Source organism: Streptomyces sp. NPDC043896 (assembly GCF_056435605.1).
On the sequence record NZ_JBWKEE010000008.1, the window covers coordinates 173,635 to 189,361 of the forward strand.

Below are 15,727 nucleotides of genomic sequence, written 5' to 3' on the forward strand. Positions count from 1 at the left end.
GCCTCGGGCCCAACGAAGCCTGCCGAACCGGCCACGCCGCGAACTGCACTCTGGTTGGGTGGCTCAATGGAGCACCAGGAGTATCTTGGCCACCGCCTCATCGAAGTAGCCATTCTTCCCGCGAGGGTGGTCTACCTCATCGCTGAAGGCAGCACGAGCGGTTTCCGGGCGGCGGTGCGGGCGGCCACCCAACGCTGGGGCGGCATGACCGAGCCGATCATCGAAGCCTCTACGGATGCTGGCACCGTCGCGACAGCGGAGCTGGTCCGAGTCGCGGATGTCCAAGCGCTCGTCAATGTGAACGTCGACCCTGGACGTGCTCAGGAACTTGCCGACTCCTGGAATCTTCCGCTCGTGGCCCTCGACGCCATGGGCTCGACAGGAATCTGGCAGTTCACGAGCCGGCCTGAGGCTGCCTGCCAGAGTCTGATCGGTCCGGCAGCGGACACCTGCTTCCGGGCAGATCCGGAGGGACCGCTGTGGGCCGTGGCAGTGGCGGGCATCTACGACGCTCCAGACGAAGCCGCATTCCAAAGTCCCGTGATCCCCGCGCAGGACACTCTCCTAGGCGCCGCACAGAGCACCGGCGCCACGGCCCTACAGCAAGGCATGGCCAGCTTTCAGGAACACCAAAGCTCAAGTCAGAGCGTGCATGACGAGCTGCCGATCGTTGTGGTCATTGCCCGGCCGGACTCTCTGCCCGACGTCCTGTGGTTTTGGAATGCTCGTGCTCTGCGCTTGCACGTACACACCGAGATGCCCCTCTTGCTGTTCCCCGACGATGCGCCGAAGAACTGGATCAACTTCGCGCGCGACATCCGGCTGGCACAGGCCCACTCGGTGCTCCGAGTTCAACCGGACGTCGTCTTCATCAGTCAGAGCGTTGCGGAGGATGAACTGCACGAAGCGGCGCATCAGGCCGGTCTTGTCGCATCGATCGACCATGAACTCCGCCACAGCCGTCTTGCTGAGGCTCCTGAGCCTCTGACCTACGCGATCAATCTGGACGTCTCTTCAGGATGGCTCTTCGATCGCCGGTGGGGTGCCATGAAGCGCAGTGGTTTCCACCAGTTCGCCGGGCCGAGCCGGTTCGACGTCAAGCTACCCGTCACCCTGCGGCCCCCGGCAGCCGGTCTTCTCCGTCTTGCCGGAGAGCCGTTCAACGGTCTTCCAAAGCATCCCGTGGTCGCTCGTATGATCACGGAACAAGGCCGGGGTCAGATTCGACTTCCGGCGTCCTGGCACGGTGACCAACTACAGATGCCCGTTTCCCTGCCGTGGCTGGACTGGCCTCGGCTGACCCTCACCATCCCGAAGCTGGTGGAGGTCGTACCTCGGCTCCTGAGCGAAGCCGCCAACCGATTCGAGCTGTCGACGCCGGGGAAGATCGGCGTCACCATCGCCCAGCAGTCCGACGTCAGTGCACTTCTCGACCTACTCGTTGTGGAGTCCCTCACCGCCCTCAAGACCGAGCGAACCGAGCACTTCATCAAGGCTCTGGACCATCGCATTCCGGGGCGCATCCTGCTCGAGGACGCCAAAGAGCTCGCCCGCGAATTCGGTGGACGCATGGACCGGAAGTTCCGTTCCGCTACGAACGCCCTGAACAACTGGCGGCCCCAACAGGTGACTCCCGCTCTCGAGAGGGCGTGTGAGCAGGGGTGGGCCGAGCGCGGGCTTGGACTGGACTGCGAGCAGTGCAGACTACACAGCTTCATCCCTCTACAAGCGAGCACCGGCCAGGCCGTCTGCCCTGCCTGCTCGGCACCGGATCGGTACGGGCGGGACAACGGTAAGTCCGTCGAGATCATGTATCGCCTCAACGGGTTCATCGACCGAGCCGTTGACAACGGTGTGCTCACCCACCTGCTCGTCGTCGCCGCCCTGAAGGAACGTGCCCCCGATTCACACTTCCTCCCCGGCGTCGACGTTGTCTTCGAAGATGGCGACACGAACGAAGTCGACATCTTCGGTGTCTACGAGGGAAAGGTCCTCGCAGGCGAGGCGAAGGTCAGCGCCTCCGAGTTCGCCAAGGAAGGCCAGATTAGCCGTGACGTCGAACTCAGCCACCGCCTCAAGGCCGACGTGCACGTCATGGCGGCAATTGACATCATCCCCGAGCCGCTCCTGAAGGAAGCCCGGGAACAGTGCAAAATGGCAGGTCTCGAACTTCTCGTCCTGCATGAACCCGACCTCCGGCCTCGTCTGGCGGAAGCGCGCAGCGAACGGGACCGCCAGGTTGAGGCCCAGGCACGGGCGCGACAAAGCCGGCGACGAAAGCCGTAACTCGCCCCGCTATGGGCGCCCCCTGGCGCAGGGCATCAGGCGACGTCGCCGCGCGACGCTTCAGGGTGCCGTGTTCAAGCGGAACCGGCGCCATCAGCCTGGTGAGCATCTCGAACCGGGCGAGACCTGCGAGGAAGGCGCCGCCCGCGAGGCGAAGGAGGAGGCCGGCGTGGACGTGGTCGCTGTTGCGCCACTGGGCGATCGGGGCCATCCCCTTACCGGCCGGCAAGTGTCATACACGGCCTGCGAGGGGCCGGTGGGACCGCGCAATGTGGCGGACGCCGATGAAATCGCCGAGGTCGCGTGGGTGACCCTGCCGGGGATCCCGCGGTACACCCGTAAGGACTCTTCAAGCCGGTCCAGCGATACCTGGACGTCGTAGTCCGATCCTGACTGCGGCTGCCAGGGCGAGAACGCTCGGCACCCCGCAGCGGCAGTCCATGGGCGGCGCCCTCTCCTGGCGGCCCACACACCGGTGGGATGTAGGGCCCGTGGACGCGGTCACACGATCTCAGAGAGGCCGCCCCGCGCGAGCATCCAGTCGCCTCGGACCCGTAGACCTCCGGCATGCACACGGTGTTCCGGCACGGCCTGGGGGAGGGACCGGACAGGCAAGGCGTTGTCACTTGTGCACAAGATCTGCCACGCACACTTCATCGACGAATCGCACAGCGGGCCGGATCCAAAGTCGCGACCGCAGGAACCGGCGGCGCAGCGGCAGCCGGCACTGCCCTTCGCGGGCAAGAGGACTTACCTAACGCGCAGGGGAATCTAACTACTCGTCAGTAAAGTCAGCAAAAGGTCAGCATCCGTCCGACCAAACTTGGTGACAGCCTGCGACACGTGAGACTCGACCGTCGGCACGAGAGGTTCTCGCACCGCGTCCAGCGACCTCCCCGGCTAAGTCATAAGTGGAGGGTCGGGGCCAACCACCACACCCGACCCTCGCCCCACATGAACAAGCAGGTCAACGCACTCTCCCTCTGGGCTTCAGGTGCGTCGGCGGGAGCTCCGGGGCAGGAAGCGGAGGCCCGTCGTATCCCTTCACTTCACCGAATCTCGACCCGTTCATCCAGTCTTCGCGGGCCTGCGCGATATCATCGTGTGACCGCCCGATCCAGTTCCAGAACATCACGATCTCCTCCTCGAACGGCTCCCCTCCCAGCAGCATCAGGCCCGCGTCCGAGGCCGCGCGCAGGGGGAGTTCGGTGCGGCCGCAGCCCAGGTAGAGCATCGAGCCCGGGAGGACCGGGACGCCGTCGACGTGGGCTTCGCCGGACATCGACAGGACCGCGTACTCGAAGTCCGGGTCCAGCGGGAGGCGGGTCTCGGCGCCGGCCGTCAGGGCGAGGTCCGCGCCGACGATGGGGGTGTACGCGGTGCCGGGGGAGGCCGCCGTGTCCAGGGTGCCCAGGATGACCGTCGCGTCCAGGCCGGGGGCCGTGACCCGCGGGAGGTCCGCGTGGTGCTGGAAGTGCGGGGCGACGTCGCGGTGGGCGTCGGGGAGGGCCACCCACAGCTGGGCGCCGTGCAGGAAGCGGGCGTGGGGGCGCGGGCTCTCCTCGGAGTGGCTGATGCCCCGGCCGGAGGTCATCAGGCCCAGCTCGCGCGGGCGGATCGTGGCGAGGCTGCCGACGCTGTCGCGGTGCAGGACCTCGCCCTCGTGCAGCCAGCTCACGGTCTGCAGGCCGGCGTGCGGGTGGGGGGCCACCTGCATGCCGGGTTCTTCCGCGATGTCGTCCGGGCCGTAGTGGTCGACGAAGCACCAGGCGCCCACCATGCGGCGGCCCAGGTTCGGCAGGAGTCGGCGGACCTCGGTGGACTCCCCGAGCTTGACCGTGCGCGGGCTGAGGAGCTCGCGTACGGGCTCGGCCACGACGAAGCCGCGGCCGCCGCAGGCGGAGAGAGCGGGCTGGCGATCGAGATTGCTCATGCCGCCAACTTAGCGGCGTGCGGGTGGGGCGGCGCTGCTCCTTCGCGCGGAATGTCAGGGCGCCGAGTGCGGCCCGACACGGACAGCGGGCCGTCTCGGCTAGCCTGGGTCCCGATATGAACCGCCTGACCACGCCTTTCGGCTCCTACGAACTCACCCGCTTCCCCGCCGACCCCCGCGACCGGCTCCGAGCCTGGGACGCCGCCGACGAGTACCTGCTGCGCCACCTCGACGCCGGTACCGGCGAGCGCGGCCCGGTGGACCTGGCCGGCGCCGGGCAGATCACGGTCGTCGGCGACCGCTGGGGCGCGCTGACGACGGCCCTGGCCGCCTACCACCCGACGCAGATCGCCGACTCCGCGCTGGCCCGGGCGGCCACCGAGGGGAACCTCGACCGGGCCGGGATCGGCACCGCGAAGTCCACGGTGACCCTGCTGACCACGCGGGACGCGCCGCCCGCGCGGATCGACGTACTCCTCGTCCGGGTCCCCAAGAGCCTGGCGCTGCTGGAGGACCAGCTGCACCGGCTGGCCCCGCACGTGCACGAGGGCACCGTCGTCGTGGGCACCGGCATGGTCAAGGAGATCCACACCTCCACCCTGAACCTCTTCGAGAAGATCCTCGGGCCGACGCGGACCTCCCTCGCGGAGAAGAAGGCCCGGCTGATCTTCTGCACCCCCGATCCGGCGGTCCTGGCCGCCGCGGGCGCCTCGCCGTGGCCGGTGACCTACACGGTGGACGAGGACGGCGGCTCGGGGGCCGGGCTGAAGACGGTCAACCACGCCGGGATCTTCTGCGCGGACCGGCTGGACGTCGGTACGCGCTTCTTCCTCCAGAGCATCCCGACCAACACCGACGGGGCCCGCGTCGTGGACCTGGGCTGCGGCAACGGTGTCGTCGGGACGGCCGTGCAGGTCGCCGACCCGGACGCCGAGGTGGTCTTCACCGACGAGTCCTACCAGGCGGTCGCCTCGGCGCGGGCCACGTACGAGGCCAACGTCCGCCCGGGCCGGCGGACGGCGGAGTTCCTCGTCGGCGACGGCGTGGCCATGCTGGCGCCCTCCTCGGTGGACCTGATCCTCAACAACCCGCCCTTCCACTCGCACCAGGCGACGACGGACGCGACGGCGCTGCGCATGTTCGCGCAGTCCCGCAAGGCGCTGCGCCCGGGCGGGGAGCTGTGGGTGGTCGCCAACCGGCACATGGGCTACCACACGCACCTGAAGCGCCTCTTCGGCAACTGTGAAGTCGCCGCGAGCGAACCGAGGTTCGTCGTGCTGCGGGCCGTCAAGCGCGAGGCGCGGCCCCGCCCCATGTGACCTGCCGGTACACCCGCCGGTAGGTCCTACACTCGGCCGCGTGAGCACCGAGGCGCAGACGGACGGCAGGGCCGGCGACGGGACGGACGGCACGGCGGACGGCACGGGCGGGGGGCGGCGCTACCGCCGGGAGGACGTGGCCCGGGCGGCGGGGGTCAAGGTCCGCAACCTGCGCTACTACCAGGAGCGCGGGCTGCTGCCGCCGCCGCGCCGGGAGGGCCGGATCGCCTGGTACTCCGACGACCACCTGACCCGGCTGCGGCTGATCAGCGACCTGCTGGGGCGCGGGTACACCGTCAACGGCATCGGCGAGCTGCTGGCCGCCTGGGAGCACGGCGGCGGGCTCTCCCAACTCCTGGGCCTGGAGCGGGAGATGACCCGGGACTGGGTGCAGGAGGAGCCGGTGACCATGACCCGGGCCGAGCTGCGCGAGCTGTTCGGCCCGGGGGCTACCGCCGAGCACACCCGGCGGGCGGCCGAGCTGGGCTACGTACGCCTGGACGGCGAGCTGGTCACGTATCCGAGCCGGCGGCTGCTGGAGGCGACGGTGGCACTGGTGCGGCAGGGGGTGCCGCTGGGGGACATCCTGGACGCGGGGGACTTCGTGCAGGTGCAGGCGGCGGCGCTGGCGGACCGGTTCGTTGCGCTGTTCCGGCGGCACGTGATCGGCGCGGAGGGGCTGGGGCGGCTTTCGGCCAGCCAGCTGGATCACGTGCGGGAGGCGGTTTCGGCCCTGCGGCCGGTGGCGGGCGAGGTGGTGGCCACGGAGTTCGCGCGGGCGATGGGGCGCCGGGTGGAGGCGGAGGTAGCCGAACTGCTGCGTACGGAGCAGTAGGAGTCGGCCTAAAGGGTGCACTCGCACAACCTTGCCAACCACCATTGGCACTCTTACATTCAACTCGTCGGTGACAAAGGTGCACAGCCGAGATAAGGACCATCTCATGGCAGATTCACCGAACTTATCGGAACCCGGGCCCGGCTCCTCCCCGGAGCCGCCCGGTGACGAGCTCGTCAGAGACGGCGGCCGGGTCCGCTGGCGCAGGTTCGCGCTGCTGACCGCGCCCGCCGTCGCGGTCACCGCCGGCCTCGGCATCGCCCTCGCGGAGGGAGCGCTCGCCGCCTCCTTCGCGGTGTCGGGGCAGCAGTTCAAGGTGTCGGCACAGAGCCTGGAGGGCGAGGGCTTCGCCCAGTACGGCAGTGTCGACGTCAACGCCCGCCAGGAGCTGATCCCGGTGGCGGTCACCGCCATCAAGGAGGCGAAGCTCCACGACCTCTGCCAGTCGGTGGTCACCAGCCTGCCGGTCATCGGGGACATCTCCCTCAACCTGACCGCCGGCAAGAAGGCCCCCGTCGAGGCCGCCAACCTGTTCGTGGACGCCACCCAGCTCGCCGGTGACGCGGAGTTCACGAACATCGAGATCGGGCGCGACGCCTCCACCCTCGACAAGGGCCCGGCCGAGGCGCAGGGCATGCAGGACCTGTTCGCCCAGCAGGCGGACAAGGTCAGCATCAGCAGTCTCCAGCAGACGGCGTGGGCGACCAACGCCGGCACCTTCAAGCTTTCCGGGCTGAGCATGAACATCAGCAAGGGCAAGAAGGAATGCTTCTGAGCCGCTGGCGGCGGTGGCGGCGCGGCAGGCCCTTCTGGGGCGGCCTCTTCGCCGTTCTGGCGGGGGTGTGGATCAGCGTGCTGCCGCTGGCCCCCCTGAAGATCATGCTCCAGCAGGGTGTGGCGGGGATCCCGTCCGTCCTGATGGGCCTCGTCATGATCATCCTCGGTCTCACCGCCTGGTTCTCCCCCGCCCAGCGCACCCTCGCCGGGATCCTCACCACCCTCGTCGCCACCGCCGCTCTGGTCCTGTCGAACCTCGGCGGGTTCCTGATCGGCACCCTGCTCGGCATCGTCGGCGGCGGCATGGTCTTCGCCTGGCAGCCGTACGCCGACCCGCGCGCCGGGGGCTCCGCCGCCCCCGCCCGGCCCTCCCCCGCCGGGAACTCCCCCACTCCGCACCCCGATCCCCAAGGAGCACAGCCATGAGCCGTACGCGTACCGCGTTCGCCCTCGGGATGGCCGCCGCGGCAGCTCTGACGGTGGCCTCGGCCTCCGCCACCGCCGCGCCGTTACCGGCGGCCGGGTCGACCACCGTCACCCCGGCCGGGCACGCCTTCAAGGCCACCCTCAGCGGGAAGGCCACCCTCAAGGCCGGTTCGGTCACGGTGACCTGCACGGTCTCCGTGTCCACCGGCTCGGTGCCGGCCGCCCCCGGCAACCAGAACCCGGCGGGCCCCGTCTCCTCGCCCATCTCCCCGCCGACCTACAGCTCCTGTACGTCCAGCATGCCGGGCGTGACCCCGACGGTGACGACGAGCGGCGCCTGGGCGGTGTCCATGCAGAACGGTTCCCCGGTCACCGCGACCATGACCGTTCCGGCCGGCGGGCTCGTCCTCCAGACCACCGGTCTGGCCAACTGCACCGTCACCGCGGCGCCCGCCGGGGCGGCGACCGTCCCGGGGAACTGGGCGAACGGCGCGCCGTCGAGCCTCACCTTCACCAACGCGACCGTCCCGGTCACCGTCACCGGCGGCTTCGGCTGCCCGACCAGCGCGACCACGTCCACCTTCAACGCGGTCTACAAGGTCACCGACGTCACCGACCCCTCCCAGCAGATCACCGTCACGCCCTGACGGCTCCCGCCCCGCGTCCCCCGCTCCCCGGGCCGTCCCGGAGAGCGGGGGAAAACGCGTTGCACGGCCCGGCGGCCCCGGGCGAAGCTCGGGGCATGTCACAGAACACCGATCGGCACAGCACCGGTCAACACGGCACCGACCAGAGGGAATCCGCGGACCAGGCACCGCGACGCGGGGTCGCCGACCTCTTCTCCGGCGGACGTCTCATCGCCATCCCCCGCAAGGCCGCCCGGCGCGAGCAGCTGCTGGAGCACCTCAGCGAGACCCTGTTCGCGGCCGGCCGGGAGTACTCCGAGCCCGAGGTCAACGAGGCGCTGCGGACCGTGCACGAGGACTGCTCCGCGCTGCGCCGCCATCTGATCACCTCCGGCCGGCTCACCCGGACCCGCGACGGCAGCAGCTACCGCCGGGCGGTCACCACCCGGTAGGGGCGCCGGCTCGCTCCCGTCCGCTCTCCGGCGGGCTCCGGTTGCGCGCGGCCCGCCGATGGGGTTCGTTCGAAGGGGACGCCCGGAACGGGGTGAGCCGCTGTGATCTTCACCGACCGCGCGGACGCGGGACGGCGTCTCGCGGACGCGCTGCGGGACCTTCGAAAAGAAGACCCCGTCGTACTCGGGCTGCCGCGCGGCGGCGTGCCCGTGGCCTTCGAGGTGGCACGGGCACTGGGCGCTCCCCTGGACGTGATCGTCGTCCGCAAACTCGGCGTCCCGCACCACCGTGAGCTGGGCTTCGGCGCCATCGGCGAGGGCGGGGTGCGCGTCATCAACGAGGACGTCCTGGGCCGCAGCCGCGCCTCGGCGGCGGAGCTGGCCGAGGTCGAGCACGCCGAGGAGGCGGAGCTGGAGCGGCGGGCGCACCGGTTCCGCGAGGGGCGGGCCCGGGTGCCGCTCGACGGCCGCACGGTGATCGTGGTCGACGACGGGATCGCCACCGGCGCCACGGCCGCGGCCGCCTGCGAGATCGCGCGCGCCTCGGGCGCGGCACGGGTCGTCCTGGCCGTTCCGGTGGCCCCGCCGGACGCGGTCGCGTGGCTGCGCGGGCCGGCGGACGAGGTGGTGTGCCTGTCGTCCCCGCCCGCGTTCCGCGCGGTCGGGGAGTGGTACCGGGACTTCTCCCAGACCCCGGACGAGGAGGTGGTCGCCGTACTCGCGCGGGCGGCGGCCCCGCCGGAGCCGGAGTGAGTACGAAGCGGCGCCGGGTCACTCCGGGGCCTCGGGGTCAGCCCCGGAAGGCCTCCAGGAGCCGCAGCCAGACCTCGCTGATGGTCGGGAAGGCCGGGACCGCGTGCCACAGCCGGTCGACCGGCACCTCCCCCGCGACGGCGACGGTCGCCGCGTGCAGCAGCTCGGCGGCGCCAGGACCGACGAAGGTGGCGCCCAGCAGCACCCGCCGGTCGAGGTCGACGACCATCCGGGCCCGGCCCCGGTAGCCGTCGGCGTACAGGCCCGCGCCGGAGACCTTGCCGAGGTCGTGGTCGACGGCACGGACCCGGTGGCCCGCCCGTTCCGCCTCGGCGAGCGTGAGGCCGACCGCCGCGGCCTCCGGGTCGGTGAAGACGGCCTGCGGGAGGGCGGCGGTGTCGGCGGTGGCCGCGTGCGCGCCCCAGCGGCCGGTGTCGAGGGCCGGGGCGCCCGGGTCGGCCGCCCGGGCGGCGATGGCGGCGCCCGCGATACGGGCCTGGTACTTGCCCTGGTGGGTGAGGAGCGCGCGGTGGTTGACGTCCCCCACGGCGTAGAGCCAGTCGTGGCCGGTGACCCGGCAGGTCTCGTCGACCGGGATCCAGTCGCCGGGGGTCAGCCCGACGGTGTCCAGGCCGATGTCCTCGGTCCGGGGCGCGCGGCCGGTCGCCATCAGCAGCTCGTCGCCCTCCAGCAGCTCGCCGCCCTCAAGGACCAAGGTGACCGGGCCGGCCGGGCCGTCCCGCACGACCGCCTCCACCGCCACCCCGGTACGGACCACCGCGCCGGCCTCGGTCAGGGCTTCGGCGACCAGCTCCCCGGCGAAGGGCTCCATCCGGGGCAGCAGCCCGGAGCCCCGCACCAGCACGGTGACCTGCGAGCCGAGGGCCTGCCAGGCGGTGGCCATCTCGGCGGCCACCACCGAACCGCCGACGATCAGCAGCCGGGCCGGTACTTCCCGGGCGGAGGTGGCCTCACGACTGGTCCACGCCCCGGCTCCGGCGAGCCCGGGCAGGTCCGGGACCACGGCCCGGCTGCCGGTGGCGACGACCACGGCGTACCGGGCGGAGAGGACGTGGTGCACGCCCTCGGGGCTGGTCACGGCGACCTTGCGGATGCCGTAGAGGCGGCCGTGGCCCCGGTAGAGGTGGGCTCCGATGGATTCGAGCCAGTCCAGCTGGCCGTCGTCCTTCCAGTGGCCCGTCCAGTAGTCGCGGTGCGCGAAGACCGCCGCGGAGTCGAGCGGCCCCCGCACGGCCTCCGCGAGCCCCGGCACCCGGCGGGCGTCGGCGCGGGCGAGCGCCGGGCGCAGCAGGGCCTTGCTGGGGACGCAGGCCCAGTACGAGCACTCGCCGCCGACGAGCTCGCTCTCCACCAGGGCCGTGCTCAGCCCCGCGGCGCGGGTCCGGTCGACGATGTTCTCGCCGGCCGGTCCCCCGCCGAGCACCACGACGTCGTACTCCACGGCTTCGGTCATGCGGTCCAGTGTCACCGCACGGCCGGGGCCGTGTCCGGCAATGTCAGGCTTCCGGCGCGCCGGGCTCCGCGGCCCCCTTCGCCGCCTCGGCGATCTTCGCCCGTACCTCGTCCATGTCGAGGGCGCGGGCCTGGCCGATGATGTCGGTGAGCGCGGCCTCCGGCAGTGCTCCGGGCTGCGCGAAGATCGCCACCTGGTCCCGGACGATCATCAGCGTCGGGATCGAGGTGATCGAGAAGGCCGCGGCCAGCTCCTGCTGGGCCTCGGTGTCGACCTTGGCGAAGAGCAGGTCGGGGTTGGCCTCGGAGGCCTTCTCGTAGACCGGGGCGAACTGGAGGCAGGGGCGGCACCAGCCCGCCCAGAAGTCGATCAGCACGAACGGGTTCTCGCTGACCGTCTCGTCGAAGTTCTCCTTGGTGAGCTCGACAGTAGCCACGGTGTCCAGACCTCCTGTTTACGGGTGTCCTGCTGGAACGAACGGCTGCACCGCGGCATTCCGGCTCCGGGCGTCAAGCACTAGAACGGGTGACCGGGCGGGGTGGTGCGGGCCGTGGTCCAGCGCAGCTCGGTGAAGGCGTCCAGGTTGGCCTCGCCCCCGAACCGGGCCCCCGTGCCGGAGGCGCCGACCCCGCCGAAGGGGGCCACCGCCTCGTCGTTGACGGTCTGGTCGTTGACGTGCGCGATGCCGGTCGGTATCCGCCGCGCCAGCTCCAGGCCGTGCGCCGCGTCGCCGGTGACGATGCCCAGGGAGAGCCCGTACGGCCCGGCCGAGGCCAGCTCCACCGCCTCGTCCTCGGTCGCGAAGGAGCGTACGGGCGCCACCGGGCCGAAGACCTCCTCGGCGTAGGCCGGGGTGTCGTCGGCCACGCCCGCCAGCACGGTCGGCCGGTAGAAAAGGTCCCGGTGGGTGCCGCCCGCGACGAGCTTCGCGCCCTGCTCGACGCTCGCCCCGACCAGGCCGTGGACCCGTTCCAGCTGGGTCCGGTCGAGCAGCGGCCCCAGGTGCACGCGCTCGCGGAAGGGGTCCCCGACGGCGAGGGCCTCGGCGCGGGCGGCGAGCCGTTCCACGTACTCGTCGTACAGGGAGGTGTGGACGAGGTGCCGGCCGGCGGTCATGCAGATCTGGCCCTGGTGGAAGAAGGAGCCCCAGGAGGCCTGCGCGACGGCCGCCTCGACGTCGGCGTCGGCGAGGACGACGAGGGCCGAGTTGCCGCCCAGCTCCAGGTGCGCCCGCTTGAGGTGGCGGCCCGCGAGCTCGCCGACGGCCCGGCCTGCCGCGGTGGACCCGGTGAAGGAGACCACCCGTACGCGCGGGTCCGCGACCACCGCGGCCCCCGTCCCGGCCCCGCCGGGCAGCACGTGCAGCAGCCCGGCCGGGAGTCCGGCCGCCGCGAAGACGGCGGCCAGGGCGAGGCCGCCGCTGACGGCGGTGCGGCGGTCCGGCTTGAGCAGGACGGCGTTGCCGAGCGCGAGCGCGGGGGCGACCGACCGTATGGACAGGATCAGCGGCGCGTTGAACGGCGCGACCACCCCGACCACCCCGGCCGGGACCCGGCGGGTGAAGGAGAGCCTCGGGGCCTCGCTCTGCAGCACTTGCCCGGCCGGGCGCGAGGCCAGAGCGGCGGCCTCGTAGCACTCCTGGGCGGCGACGTGCAGTTCGAAGTCCGCCTTGCCGGGGATGGAGCCGGACTCCCGGACCAGCCACTCCCGCAGCTCGTCCGCGTGGACCGAGAACAGGTCGCCGGCGCGCCGCAGTACGGCCGCCCGCTCCAGGTGCGTGGCCCGCGCCCAGTCGAGCTGCGCGGCCCCGGCCCGTACGGCCGCCTCCGCGACGTCGGCGGGGGCGGCGAGGTCGACGGTGGCGAGGGTACGGCCGGTCGCCGGTTCGACGACGGGGGCGGTACCGCCGGTGAGTGTGGGTCCGTCCTGCCAGAGGGTCGGATCGAGCAGCGGCATGGCGCGTGGCCTCCGGGTGGGGATGGGCGGGCGGGGCGGGGGGGGCGGCAGCAGGCGCCATCGTGCCAGACCGGGGACGTCATCTCTGTTCTGTTATTGGGCAGTTGACGAACCCCCGTGACCGGAAACGATCGACGGGGGTCTGCCAGGGCGGTGTGCCGAGAGAGTCAGCGCTCCAGGACGAGGGCGATGCCCTGGCCCACGCCGATGCACAGCGCCGCCATGCCGGTGCCCGAACCGGCCGCCGCCAGCTGGTGCGCCACCGAACCGGCCAGCCGGGCGCCCGACGCGCCGAGGGGGTGGCCGAGGGCGATGGCACCGCCGCGCGGGTTGACCACGGCGGGGTCCAGCTCCGGCCAGGCCGCCAGACAGCCCAACGCCTGTGCGGCGAAGGCCTCGTTCAGCTCGAAGGCGGCCAGGTCCGCGAGGGAGCGGCCCGCCTTGCCGAGGGCCCGCTCCACGGCGTCGACCGGACCGAGCCCGAAGAGCTGCGGCTCGATGCCGGTGACGGCGGAGGCGCTGATCCGGGCGAGCGGTTCGCGGCCCGTGGCCGCCAGGCCCTCCTCGTCGGTGAGCAGCAGGGCCGCCGCGCCGTCGTTGAGGGGGGAGGCGTTGGCGGCCGTGACGGTACCCGAACCGTCCGTCCGGAAGGCCGGCTTGAGGCGGGCGAGCGCCTCGGGGGTGGAGTTCTCGCGGATGCACTCGTCGCGCGGGAGTTCCACTCCGGGGAAGGGGACGACCTCGTCGTCGTACAGGCCGCCGGCCCAGGCGGCCGCGGCCTTGCGGTGGCTCTCCAGGGCGAAGGCGTCCTGTGCCTCGCGGGTGATGCCGTGCTTCTCGGCGACGAGCTCGGCACCCTCGCCGAGGGAGACGGTCCACTCGGCGGGCATGAGGGGGTTGGTCATCCGCCAGCCGAGGGTCGTGGACCACATCTGCTGGTGCCCGGCCGGGAAGGCGCGCTCGGGCTTCTGCACCACCCAGGGGGCGCGGCTCATCGACTCCACGCCGCCGGCGATGGCGACGGAGGCGTCACCCAGCGCGATGGCGCGGGCCGCCTGGATGACGGCTTCGAGGCCGGATCCGCAGAGGCGGTTGACGGTCACACCGGGGACGCCGACCGGCAGCCCGGCGAGCAGCACCGCCATCCGCGCGACGTCGCGGTTGTCCTCGCCGGCGCCGTTCGCGTCGCCGAAGACGACGTCGTCGATGCGGGCGGGGTCGAGGTCGGGCGTACGGTCCACCAGCGCGCGCACGACGTGCGCGGCGAGGTCGTCGGGGCGGACCCCGGCCAGGGCTCCGCCGAACTTGCCGATCGGGGTGCGGACGGCGTCGACGACGTAGACGTCGCGGACGGTGCGGATGCTCATGGGGGCTCTCCTGGGCGGCTCCGTACGGTCGGCGGCGGGCCGGTGCCGGTGTGGGCACCGGGACACACCCCCGGGCGCGCCCGGTGGGGCGCGCCCGCAGTCTCCGCCGCGGCATCACCGCCTGTCAACGGGCCCCTGCGGTTGCCGTCGCCCCGGCCGGTTGGCGGGGTGAGGGTGCCGTGCCTGCCCCGCCGGGCGGTGCCCCTGCCAGGCGGCTGGGTGCGGGTGGGGTGGCTGCCGGGCGGGGGCGGGTGGGGGAACCAGCCCGCGCAGCGGCACACCCACCCGCGGACGGGCCCACCTGTCAGGGCGTCGAATCGCGCGGCACCGCCACCGCCGACATCAGGTCGTGCCGCTCCGTGATCCGCGAAGGATCCCGTACCGCCGCGTCCACCAACCCCGCCAGCCGCTCCCCCGTCGGCATCTCGATCCGCACCGTGCTCAGCCTCGGCCGCAGCAGCCGCCCGAGCAGCAGGTCGTCCGCGCCGATCACCGCCACGTCCCCGGGGATCCGCAGTCCCGCGTCCTCCAGGGCCCGCATCAGCAGCATCGCGTACTCGTCGTTGTACGCGAACACCCCGTCCAGCCCGAGCGCCCCCCACCGCGCGGCCAGCGCCGCCGCCGACTCCTCCGTGTAGGCCAGCGGCAGGGCCCGTACCGCCTCCGTGCCCGGCACCGAGGCGGCGCCGGCGAGGCGGGGCGCGGAGAACAGGTCCAGGCCGTCCTCCTCGGGTACGACCACCCCGATCCGGCGGCGGCCGCGTTCCACGAGGTGGGCGGCGGCGCGGGCGCCGACCTCCGCCTGGTCCATGACCAGCGCGTGCGCCCCCGGCACCGTGTCCGGGCCCAGGGTGATCACCGCGCGCGCTCCGGCGCGTTTGAGGGTGGCCACGTTCTGCGCGGACAGCGCGATCTCCCCCAGGGAGATCACCGCCACGGGCCGCAGTTCCGCCCAGGCGCGGGCGGCCTCGTCGCCGCCGAGACCGAGGCTGCCGTACTGGACCACCGTGTAGTCCAGGCGGCGCAGGGCGCGCTGGAGTTCGTCGAGGAAGCGGCTGTAGAGCGGCCCGACCGGCACGTGGGAGGTGGGGAGCAGCACGATGCGGGTGTGTCCGGCACGCAGGCTGCGGGCGGCGGCGTGGGGTACGTAGCCCAGTTCCTCGGCGGCTTCGCGGACCCTGCGCCGTGTCGGCTCGCTGATGCGCACGGCTTCGGCGTTGTTCAGGACGTACGAGACCGTGGCGCGGGAGACGCCCGCGAGCCGGGCGACGTCGGCGCTGGTCGGCACGGGTGCGGGGGCGGGTGGGGTGGCCGGCGCGGGCCGGCCCGGGGGGTTCGGTGAGTCAGACATGGCCGTGGCATCTTTCCAGACCGATTGCGCACGGGGGCTGGCGGTTGGCCGGAAACGGATGCTACACAGTGCTTACTCGTTTCAGTGACACGTGTAACCAGCTCCTCGCCGGCCCCCTCCCCCGACGTGCCGCCGCCCCCTCGCACCTCTTCGCACCCCGCCACCGCGGCGG

At 72.3% G+C, this 15,727-nt stretch carries 14 protein-coding genes and 1 pseudogene; 9 read left to right on the forward strand and 6 right to left on the reverse strand.

What is annotated here, in order from left to right; all coding sequences use genetic code 11:
• Positions 1 to 66: 66 nt before the first annotated feature.
• Positions 67 to 2,286: a hypothetical protein gene (locus AC069X_RS14180; protein WP_478728446.1), complete on the forward strand. Its 2,220-nt coding sequence runs from the start codon at positions 67 to 69 to the stop codon at positions 2,284 to 2,286.
• A gap of 70 nt (positions 2,287 to 2,356) precedes the next feature.
• On the forward strand, positions 2,357 to 2,668 hold the full coding sequence (locus AC069X_RS14185) for an NUDIX hydrolase (RefSeq protein WP_478728448.1): 312 nt from the start codon (positions 2,357 to 2,359) through the stop codon (positions 2,666 to 2,668).
• Between the two features lie 585 nt (positions 2,669 to 3,253).
• Here AC069X_RS14185 and AC069X_RS14190 read toward each other — a convergent pair.
• Positions 3,254 to 4,219 carry a pirin family protein gene (locus AC069X_RS14190; RefSeq protein WP_478728450.1) on the reverse strand — a complete coding sequence of 322 codons (966 nt, stop codon included), beginning with the start codon at positions 4,217 to 4,219 and terminating at the stop codon, positions 3,254 to 3,256.
• A 125-nt stretch (positions 4,220 to 4,344) separates the two neighbouring features.
• Here AC069X_RS14190 and AC069X_RS14195 point away from each other — a divergent pair, with 125 nt between their 5' ends.
• From AC069X_RS14195 to AC069X_RS14225, 7 genes and pseudogenes are all read left to right on the forward strand, one after another.
• Positions 4,345 to 5,538, forward strand: coding sequence for a methyltransferase (locus AC069X_RS14195; RefSeq protein WP_478728772.1), 1,194 nt, complete (start codon positions 4,345 to 4,347; stop codon positions 5,536 to 5,538).
• Positions 5,539 to 5,578: 40 nt separating this feature from the next.
• Positions 5,579 to 6,373, forward strand: a complete 795-nt coding sequence (locus tag AC069X_RS14200; RefSeq protein WP_478728452.1) for a MerR family transcriptional regulator — start codon at positions 5,579 to 5,581, stop codon at positions 6,371 to 6,373.
• A gap of 217 nt (positions 6,374 to 6,590) precedes the next feature.
• The gene (locus AC069X_RS14205; RefSeq protein ID WP_478728774.1) at positions 6,591 to 7,148 is read left to right on the forward strand and encodes a DUF6230 family protein; all 558 of its coding nucleotides are present in this window, start codon (positions 6,591 to 6,593) and stop codon (positions 7,146 to 7,148) included.
• A complete protein-coding gene (locus AC069X_RS14210) occupies positions 7,139 to 7,576 on the forward strand; it encodes a DUF6114 domain-containing protein (RefSeq protein WP_478728454.1) in 438 nt (145 codons plus the stop codon). The genes AC069X_RS14205 and AC069X_RS14210 overlap by 10 nt, the downstream gene beginning before the upstream one ends.
• On the forward strand, positions 7,573 to 8,223 hold the full coding sequence (locus tag AC069X_RS14215) for a hypothetical protein (protein WP_478728455.1): 651 nt from the start codon (positions 7,573 to 7,575) through the stop codon (positions 8,221 to 8,223). The genes AC069X_RS14210 and AC069X_RS14215 overlap by 4 nt, the downstream gene beginning before the upstream one ends.
• A 95-nt stretch (positions 8,224 to 8,318) precedes the next feature.
• The gene (locus AC069X_RS14220) at positions 8,319 to 8,654 is read left to right on the forward strand and encodes a DUF2087 domain-containing protein (RefSeq protein ID WP_478728457.1); all 336 of its coding nucleotides are present in this window, start codon (positions 8,319 to 8,321) and stop codon (positions 8,652 to 8,654) included.
• A gap of 102 nt (positions 8,655 to 8,756) precedes the next feature.
• Positions 8,757 to 9,398: pseudogene (locus AC069X_RS14225) on the forward strand (phosphoribosyltransferase); the annotation flags it as partial.
• Between the two features lie 46 nt (positions 9,399 to 9,444).
• Here AC069X_RS14225 and AC069X_RS14230 read toward each other — a convergent pair.
• From AC069X_RS14230 to AC069X_RS14250, 5 genes are all read right to left on the reverse strand, one after another.
• Complete coding sequence (locus AC069X_RS14230; protein ID WP_478728459.1) at positions 9,445 to 10,881, reverse strand: dihydrolipoyl dehydrogenase family protein; 1,437 nt, start codon at positions 10,879 to 10,881, stop codon at positions 9,445 to 9,447.
• Between the two features lie 43 nt (positions 10,882 to 10,924).
• The gene (locus AC069X_RS14235) at positions 10,925 to 11,317 is read right to left on the reverse strand and encodes a thioredoxin family protein (protein WP_478728461.1); all 393 of its coding nucleotides are present in this window, start codon (positions 11,315 to 11,317) and stop codon (positions 10,925 to 10,927) included.
• 80 nt (positions 11,318 to 11,397) lie between these two features.
• Positions 11,398 to 12,837, reverse strand: coding sequence for an aldehyde dehydrogenase family protein (locus AC069X_RS14240; protein ID WP_478728463.1), 1,440 nt, complete (start codon positions 12,835 to 12,837; stop codon positions 11,398 to 11,400).
• A 167-nt stretch (positions 12,838 to 13,004) separates the two neighbouring features.
• Positions 13,005 to 14,204 carry a thiolase family protein gene (locus AC069X_RS14245; protein WP_478728464.1) on the reverse strand — a complete coding sequence of 400 codons (1,200 nt, stop codon included), beginning with the start codon at positions 14,202 to 14,204 and terminating at the stop codon, positions 13,005 to 13,007.
• A 304-nt stretch (positions 14,205 to 14,508) separates the two neighbouring features.
• Positions 14,509 to 15,555, reverse strand: a complete 1,047-nt coding sequence (locus AC069X_RS14250; RefSeq protein ID WP_478728466.1) for a LacI family DNA-binding transcriptional regulator — start codon at positions 15,553 to 15,555, stop codon at positions 14,509 to 14,511.
• Positions 15,556 to 15,727 lie beyond the last annotated feature (172 nt).

What these genes read in the sequence shown, in the direction of transcription:
- AC069X_RS14180 (WP_478728446.1), top strand. Translation starts at nt 67, where the DNA reads ATGGAGCACCAGGAGTATCTTGGCCACCGCCTCATCGAAGTAGCCATT.
- AC069X_RS14190 (WP_478728450.1), bottom strand. Translation starts at nt 4,219, where the DNA reads ATGAGCAATCTCGATCGCCAGCCCGCTCTCTCCGCCTGCGGCGGCCGC.
- AC069X_RS14210 (WP_478728454.1), top strand. Translation starts at nt 7,139, where the DNA reads ATGCTTCTGAGCCGCTGGCGGCGGTGGCGGCGCGGCAGGCCCTTCTGG.
- AC069X_RS14215 (WP_478728455.1), top strand. Translation starts at nt 7,573, where the DNA reads ATGAGCCGTACGCGTACCGCGTTCGCCCTCGGGATGGCCGCCGCGGCA.
- AC069X_RS14220 (WP_478728457.1), top strand. Translation starts at nt 8,319, where the DNA reads ATGTCACAGAACACCGATCGGCACAGCACCGGTCAACACGGCACCGAC.
- AC069X_RS14230 (WP_478728459.1), bottom strand. Translation starts at nt 10,881, where the DNA reads ATGACCGAAGCCGTGGAGTACGACGTCGTGGTGCTCGGCGGGGGACCG.
- AC069X_RS14240 (WP_478728463.1), bottom strand. Translation starts at nt 12,837, where the DNA reads ATGCCGCTGCTCGATCCGACCCTCTGGCAGGACGGACCCACACTCACC.
- AC069X_RS14245 (WP_478728464.1), bottom strand. Translation starts at nt 14,204, where the DNA reads ATGAGCATCCGCACCGTCCGCGACGTCTACGTCGTCGACGCCGTCCGC.
- AC069X_RS14250 (WP_478728466.1), bottom strand. Translation starts at nt 15,555, where the DNA reads ATGTCTGACTCACCGAACCCCCCGGGCCGGCCCGCGCCGGCCACCCCA.